Here is a 6,998-nt window from a genome sequence, read left to right as displayed (position 1 = left end):
GTCGAGCTGATGACAGGTTGCAAGGTTGTGATATCTCCGGCTGGGATGCTTTCGATGAGTCAGGCGGCAAGGCGCGCGATCAGACTGACGACCGTTTCGCGGTCGCTCCGCGCCAGATCGTTCCAGCGCGCCAGATTGCGCGCCGCAAGCGCGACATGCCGGGCCCGCCAGTCCTGCGTCGACAGAGCGGCCGAAATTCGTGCCGCTGCCGAGGCAGGATTTGCCGTATCGATGTAGATGCCGGACTCGCCGAGGACCTCCCGGAAGATGGCGGCATCGGACGCGATGATCGGCAAGCCGCCATACTGGGCCTCCAGCAGGGGCAGCCCCAGGCCCTCGTCGTGCGACGTGCAGATGAAGACGTCGGCAGCGTCAAGCAGCTGATGCACACGATCGGTTGTTTGATATCCGTGCAGGGTGACACCCGGTTGCTGCTCGAGAGTCTTCCAGTCGTTGCCCCAGCCCTGCCTTCCGATGATATCCAGCGTGGCTCCCGGAAATCCCCGCATGCGCAGCGCGCTCAGGATCTCCGCCGCAGCACCGAAGTTCTTGCGCGGCTCCACGGTGCCAAGTGCGATCATCCGAAGCGGATGAGGCTGCACGCTGCGTTCGGCGCGCGTCCACGAACTCAAGGCGAACACGTTGCGAACCGAGGGCCGGTAGAGGGTCACCTCGGCGTCGGACCGGCAATGCGCGGCAAGCCTTCGCATGGTGTCGCTGGAGTTGGCAAGAAAGCGCGGGTAGTGGCGCAATGCCAGCCCGAAGGGCCCGGCCATGTAGAGGCGGGCCCGCATATTGAGTTCGGCGCGCCGCGTGATCAGAAAGTCATCGTGAATGTAGGGCAGCACCCGCGATGCGAACGGCCGCAGCAGAGGACTGGGTGGAAAGCCCGGACACAGCAGGAACGAGGACGAAGCGGCGAGCCGCATCGGCAATCCCAGTGTCTGTTTCGTCAACATCTGGCGAAGTCCGCGCGCCGTCACGGGTACGACCTTGAGCGGCGCGAGCGCGGCCGCAGAGAACAGCTCCAGCGTGACGCGTTCCAGGCCGGTGACGTGACGACCGAGGTGGGTATTGTCGACATAGATGGCCATGCAAGGAGATCCCGAGTTATGCCGGAACGTACTGGTAGTTGACACGCGCCGTCGGCCGTAAAGGCGTTGCGGTACGGCGCTGCTCATGCGGCAGCAGCAGCGCAATGAGGAAGATGAATTGCGCCAGCTGAATGTTTTTGGACGAGAAGCTCACCGAACTTGCGGCAATGACGACGATCAGGAGGACGATCGCCCATGCCGCCCGGCTCGAGCGGCGGAGCAGCTCGACGAAGAAGCAGATGAGCCCGACGGTCAGCAGGCCGGTGTGGATGAGGCCGAATTGAGCGATGGAAGAGATCCAGAAGTTCTCGATACCGAAGTTGAGACCGAGTTGCGCCTGCAGCGCATTCACCCGAACGGGGTTGGGGCCGAGGATCAATTCGTGCCAGTCAAAATGCGAAAGCAGGTCGAAGGTGGCGAAGCGGGCGAGGGCGCTGCCCTTGTCGGAGGAGAAGCGCAACAGCATCTTGTCGAAAATGCCGAGGCTGAGCGCGGCGAATATCACGGCGCCGGCGGCAAACAGCACGCAGATCGCAAGGATCGCTGCGGGAAGCCGCGTTGGTCGCCCGCGCATCAGGCGAAACGCCTCGAAGGCTCCGATCAGGGCGATGACCGCCAGCACCGTGACCAGCGACGTTCGCCCGCCGAAGGCCATCAACGATCCCAGGCAGAATGCGATCAGCGGCAGCCGCAACAGGAGCGGTGGACAGATCGCCGGCCGAAGCACCAGCGCGAGCACATAGGCGCCGACGACGCCGGATGCCGTGAGCGGGTGGCCGAGCAGCGCCGCGGAGCGCCATTCTCCCGTCACCACCACGTCGCCAAGCGTCAACGGGATCAGGCGGTGGCCGGAGAAATACTCGTAGTATCCGAGCACGACGTTCAGCAGGATCGTGAGGTGAATGGCCCGAACCAGCGGACGTCTTTGTGCCGCTGACAATTGCCACAGCACCAGCGCGATCAGGATCGGCAGCAGAAACGTGTCGATGATGACGGTGAAAGGGCGTTCAAGCACGAACACCTGGATCAGCAGAAGAAGCCAGCAGGCCAGATGTGCCAGCAGCAGCTTCGCTTCGGAGAACATCCGGTCGATCTCGCCGACCGGGCCGCGGCTGCGCAGCAACAGCAGGACGAATGCAAGCAGCGTAAAATAGGTGGCAGGGTGCAGCTTTTCGTAAAAACTGCCGCCCGCCGTCAGGTAGTGGATCTTCCAATTGGCCAGAAGGGACGACGACAGCGTGAAGGTTGCAATGACGGCGAGCAACATCAATCCGGTCACGATCAGTCCGATGAACGCGTCGGCGTTCGCCATGCGTGCATGTGCATGAGCGGTCCGCCGCGATGCCGGCGTGGCGGGCGCGCGGCGATGCGCCTGTGCGGCGCCGGGCGCTGCGCTCAATGGCCTGCGCGCTCTCACTGCGCAGCTCCCGCCTTGAGGTGCGAGGCCGCGTATGGCTTGAGGTAGGCGGAGCTGCGGTAATAGTCGTAGAATTGCAGTCGGCTGAGGTCCACGCGTGTCAGCACCGTCCCCATGATCCGGTCGCTGACGGGAGACAACAGGTCCATGGCATGGGCCAGCACTTCGCCCGGTGTCTGATCCCAGGCCAGCGCCACGACGATGCGATCGGCGAGCTCGGCCAGGGCGCGGCCGTCGACCAGCGGCACCAGCGGCGGCGAATCGATCACGATCAGTTCGTAGCGCTGACGGTAGTAGTCGATCACGTCGACGATCCGGTCGGAAAACATCAACTCCGTGATGTACTCGACTTCCTCGATCCTGGTGGAAGGCAGGATCGAAAGCCCGGTGCTGCGATCGACGAGGACGGCGCGATCCGGCGAAGTCTGGCCGATCGCGACTTCAAGCAGGCCGGCACCGGCGCGTGGACACAGCGCGCGGGTCAGTTGCGGGTTGCGCAGGTCGCCATCGATGAGGAGGGTGCGGATGCCGAGCGTAGCCAGCGACTGCGCAAGATTGCTGGACAGCGTGGTCTTGCCCTCGCTGTCGAGGGCCGAGGTGACCAGTACGACCTTCAGCGGCTGCACCCGCATCGCCCGTTGCAGCGAAAGGCGGACCGCGCGGATCGCTTCCGCGAAGAATGTGCCGGGTTCGTCGATGGCGTAGCGCGTCAAGGGCGGCTGCAACGCCGGCGGCAGCAGTATCGTGGTTTTCGGATCATAGCGGCCGAGTTCGCTGCGTCCGCGCCGGGCAAGGCCCGCCAACTCCTGCGCACCGATCAGGGGAACCGCGGCCAGGGCCGGTACGCCCGCGATGGCTTCGGCCTGTTCGAGCGTCTTCACCCGGCCGTCGAGATAGTCGGCAAGAAATGCCAGCACGCTTCCCGAACCGAGGCCGAGCATCAGCGCGAGGCCCAGGATCAGCATCGTCTTGGGCGATGACGGCCTGATCGGAACGCTGGCCTTGGTCACGATCCGGGAATCCGGCATCTCAAGGCTCTCTTGCGCGGCGGTTTCCTTGGAACGCGCCAGATAAGACTCATAGAGCGTGCGATTGGCTTCGGCCTCGCGCTGCAGTTCGCGCAGCCGGACCTGGGCCTGGCCCGAAGAAGTGGAAACACCCTGGAGCTCATCGAGATTCTGCTGCAGCGCCGCTTCGCGCGAGCGCGCAACGTCGTAATCGTGCCGGGTGCTGTCCAGTATCCGGCGGATTTCCTCGTTGATCAGCTTCTGGGTGTCGCGCCGCTGAGCCCGGACGTTGGCGACGAGGGGATGGCGCGCGCCGTACTTGCTGGAGAGATCGGCTTCATTCTTGGCGATTTCGGCGTACTGGGTACGCAGTTTCGTGATCATTTCCGAGGTAATGGCCGCGTTGATGCCGCCGGGATCGCCGCCGGATTTCGCGATGGCCTGGACCTGCTCATGCTTTGCCCGCGCCTCTGCGGTTTGCACGCGCGCGGCAATCAGCTTGTTGTTGATGTCGGTGATCTGCTGGTCGTTGAGCGTCACGCCCTGGGACACCGTCAGATTGTTGGCTGACCGAAAATCCTCGACCGCCTTCTCGGACGCCACCACCCTCGACTTCAGCTCGTCGATCTGGCCGCCGAGCCAGTTCGCGGCAATTTTCGTGGCGTCGTACTTGGCGCGGACCTGCTCGTCGAAATAGGCCGTGGCAATCGCATTGGCGATGGCCGCCGCTTTCTGCGGCGATTCCGAGCTGACCGCGATGTCGACGAGAAAGGTGGTACCCTGCCGCGTCACTTTCATGCGCTTCTGGAGAATCTCCACCGATCGGGCCCTTGCGGCGTCCTCTGGGCTTGCGCCGTCGCTCGGTCCGCTGCTGCTGAACAGCCGCCTGACCGGATCGAGAAGGCCGGGTTTCGGCATGAATTCCGCATCTTCCGTCAGCTTCAGCTTGCCGACCACACGCGTCAGTATGGCAACCGACTGGATCAGCAGCGTCTGACTTTCGATGGTTGCATCGTCGGTGCCGAAATTCGTCAGGACCGACTGGTTGGTCTCGACGACATTGGCGCGGCGCGGATCGACCAGCACGGTCGAAGTGGACGTGTACAGCGTGGTGGCGAACAGCAGGTAGATCAGCGCAAGCGCGAGCAGCGTGGCAGGCGGTAGTGCCACCAGCCTGTAGCGGCGGCGCAGGATGCGCGCCATCTCGCGCAAATCGACGGTTGGATACTTCCAGCCTTCCGCGGCGCGGCCGCCAGGCTCGTCGGCGATCGCATATGGCAGGTCAGAATTGCGCTGTAACATTGAGTCCCACCAGATGTTTGTCGAAGTTGAAAGCGCTGACGTCGCTGTCGCGCTTGGTGTAGCGGTAGTAGGCGGCGACGGCGGCGAAGCGGTTGACGAGATATTTGACGCGCGCCTCGGAAGTCAGGACGTCGTCCTTGCGGACCTGGCCAGCGAACCGGTCGTTCTCGTATCCGCCGGCGAGCGACACGATGATGTTGCGGCGCAGTTCGTAGTCGAGGCCGAGTTGAACGGCGTTCGCGAGTACGGCGTTGGGACTCGTCTCCGAGGTCTGCGCGACGAGCTGCTCGGCATTGAAGTGCACATCGATCAGGCGCGTCGGTCGCCACGTCAACCGCGCGCGATAGGAAGGGCCTTCGATGGTGCCGATCGTCGGATCGACGAAGCGCTGTTCGACATAGCCGACGCCGAATTCGCCGGTAACCAGGTTGCTGAGCCCGACGGTGATTCCGGTCAGCGCGCGGTATCCCTGCGAGTCCAGGCTGTGGCCCGGCGTGCCCTTGATGTCGCGCTGATTGCCCTCGACGCCGCCGAACACGCCGAGCGTGGCGGAGATGGCGTAGTCGATCCGGCTGTGCAGCGAATAGATCTGGCCGTCCCGGGCGTCCTGGTTGATGACGCTGCCGTCCTGCGCCCGCGTCGATCCATAGTCGTAGGCATCGGCGCGGACGCCGATCGACGTCGTCAGCCGGTTGAATTCCTTGCGCAGCGTGACGTCGCCGGACGCCAGATCGTAAGGTATCGGCGCTATTGCGTTGCTGGGCGAGCTGAGCGTGCCGACGCCTTCGTTGAGATGCGCGACCTGAAAGCTGCTCAGCAGCATCGTGTCGCGGGTGATATCGATCCAGCCGTTGCCCTTCAGGCTGGCATTGGTCTGATTGAGGCTCGAATTCTGGTTATAGACCGTCGACTGCGCATCCAGCTTGAGGTCGAGGCCGTGCTGCGCCCACAGGGAGTGCGCGCGCAAGCTCGGCTGAACCACTGCTGCGATGTCGGAGCGCTGCGCGGTGTTCGACGCGAAGACGTTGCTGTCATAGAAGGTGCCCGCCATCAGCGAGGGATTGAACATCCATGACCCGGCGCGGATGCCGATGGGCTCGTATCCTGGCTGCTGCCGCTTCTTCACCGGCATGTCTTCGGGCGGTATCTCTTCGCGGTTGTCAGGATCGGTCCGGTCCGGCAGCGATGACGGCTCAAAGACGCGCAGTGCATTCCACGGCGAGGCAAACTCGCCGGTCGTCCAGGGAATCGCTTGCGCGTTGGCTGCCGACGAACCGAGGCCGAGCAGGATTGCGGCCACCGGGCCCGGCAGAACGCCGAAGCTGCGCCGGTCTTGCGCCTTCGTGGAGCAGAGTCGTCCGGGCGCGCCCAACCGTCCAGGGACAGAACTAGAACCCATCAGCCATCCCTCGCGCGAGCGTGGAAGGCGGCGAGCCTTTCGAACGCAGTGCTGTTTGCTCAGAAAACGATCGTCGACTGCGCATTTGAACGGCAGGCCTCATACTCGGTACGTGCGGCGCAAGGATTGAAGTGCTGGTGTGGCGTGATGCGCCCGCCTGAAACGCGATGCCCGAGCAAAGTTTCCTTGCGCTGCAAAAAATTTTTCGCGGTGCAAGAGAGAACTGTGGCGCTCAAGCGGCACAAGCGTGTTCACGTCGAACGAACACGGCGTGAAACGTGAGTTGCTAGAAGTAGCGCTCCGGAATCCGGATGTTGTCGCCTGGATAGACCAGAACGGGAGCATCGAGAGCATGAGTCTCTTCGACACCGGCGCCGGCCCGGCGGAGAAAGACCTTGTTCTCGTTGGCGCGATAGGTGAATCCGCCGGCGCTTGCGACGGCGTCCATGACCGTCAATCCAAGACGATACGGATATTCGCCGCTCTTCTTGACTTCGCCGAGAATGTAGTAGGGCCGGTATTGTGCGATATCGACGTTCACGCGCGGATCGCGCACGATTCCTTTTGCGAGAGCGGATGCGATCGACTTCTCGAGCTGTCGCGTCGTCGAACCCGCGGCCCTGATGTGGCCCGCAAGTGGAATTGAAACCTGACCGGCGCTGTTGATCTCGTACTCGCCGGTGATGTCCGGCTCGCCGTAGACCTTCAGTCTGATCCTGTCGTTGGGACCAAGAACATATGAGTCCGCAGACGCCGCTGCTTGCGGTGTCTGTGCCGAA

5 protein-coding genes are annotated in these 6,998 nt (G+C 63.4%); all 5 read right to left on the bottom strand.

What is annotated here, in order from left to right:
* Positions 1 to 59: 59 nt before the first annotated feature.
* On the bottom strand, positions 60 to 1,094 hold the full coding sequence (locus VGE08_RS18300) for a glycosyltransferase (protein ID WP_331069355.1): 1,035 nt from the start codon (positions 1,092 to 1,094) through the stop codon (positions 60 to 62).
* A 16-nt stretch (positions 1,095 to 1,110) separates the two neighbouring features.
* Entirely contained in the window at positions 1,111 to 2,406 is a 1,296-nt protein-coding gene (locus VGE08_RS18295; protein ID WP_331069354.1) for a VpsF family polysaccharide biosynthesis protein, read from the bottom strand.
* Positions 2,407 to 2,507: 101 nt separating this feature from the next.
* On the bottom strand, positions 2,508 to 4,820 hold the full coding sequence (locus VGE08_RS18290; protein ID WP_331069353.1) for a GNVR domain-containing protein: 2,313 nt from the start codon (positions 4,818 to 4,820) through the stop codon (positions 2,508 to 2,510).
* The gene (locus VGE08_RS18285) at positions 4,801 to 6,219 is read right to left on the bottom strand and encodes an outer membrane beta-barrel protein (protein WP_331069352.1); all 1,419 of its coding nucleotides are present in this window, start codon (positions 6,217 to 6,219) and stop codon (positions 4,801 to 4,803) included. The genes VGE08_RS18290 and VGE08_RS18285 overlap by 20 nt, the downstream gene beginning before the upstream one ends.
* A 286-nt stretch (positions 6,220 to 6,505) precedes the next feature.
* On the bottom strand, positions 6,506 to 6,998 hold a 493-nt coding region (locus VGE08_RS18280), incomplete at its 5' end, for a polysaccharide biosynthesis/export family protein (protein ID WP_331069351.1).

The sequence above is a fragment of the Steroidobacter sp. genome (assembly GCF_036406195.1).
Taxonomy (GTDB): Bacteria; Pseudomonadota; Gammaproteobacteria; order Steroidobacterales; family Steroidobacteraceae; genus Steroidobacter.
Note: the sequence above shows the minus strand (reverse complement) of the source record. Positions and strands in the feature narration are given on the sequence as shown.

Bases quoted from the DNA above. Each gene is read 5' to 3' on its own strand.
- VGE08_RS18290 (WP_331069353.1), bottom strand. From the start codon at position 4,820: ATGTTACAGCGCAATTCTGACCTGCCATATGCGATCGCCGACGAGCCT.
- VGE08_RS18300 (WP_331069355.1), bottom strand. From the start codon at position 1,094: ATGGCCATCTATGTCGACAATACCCACCTCGGTCGTCACGTCACCGGC.
- VGE08_RS18295 (WP_331069354.1), bottom strand. From the start codon at position 2,406: ATGGCGAACGCCGACGCGTTCATCGGACTGATCGTGACCGGATTGATG.
- VGE08_RS18285 (WP_331069352.1), bottom strand. From the start codon at position 6,219: ATGGGTTCTAGTTCTGTCCCTGGACGGTTGGGCGCGCCCGGACGACTC.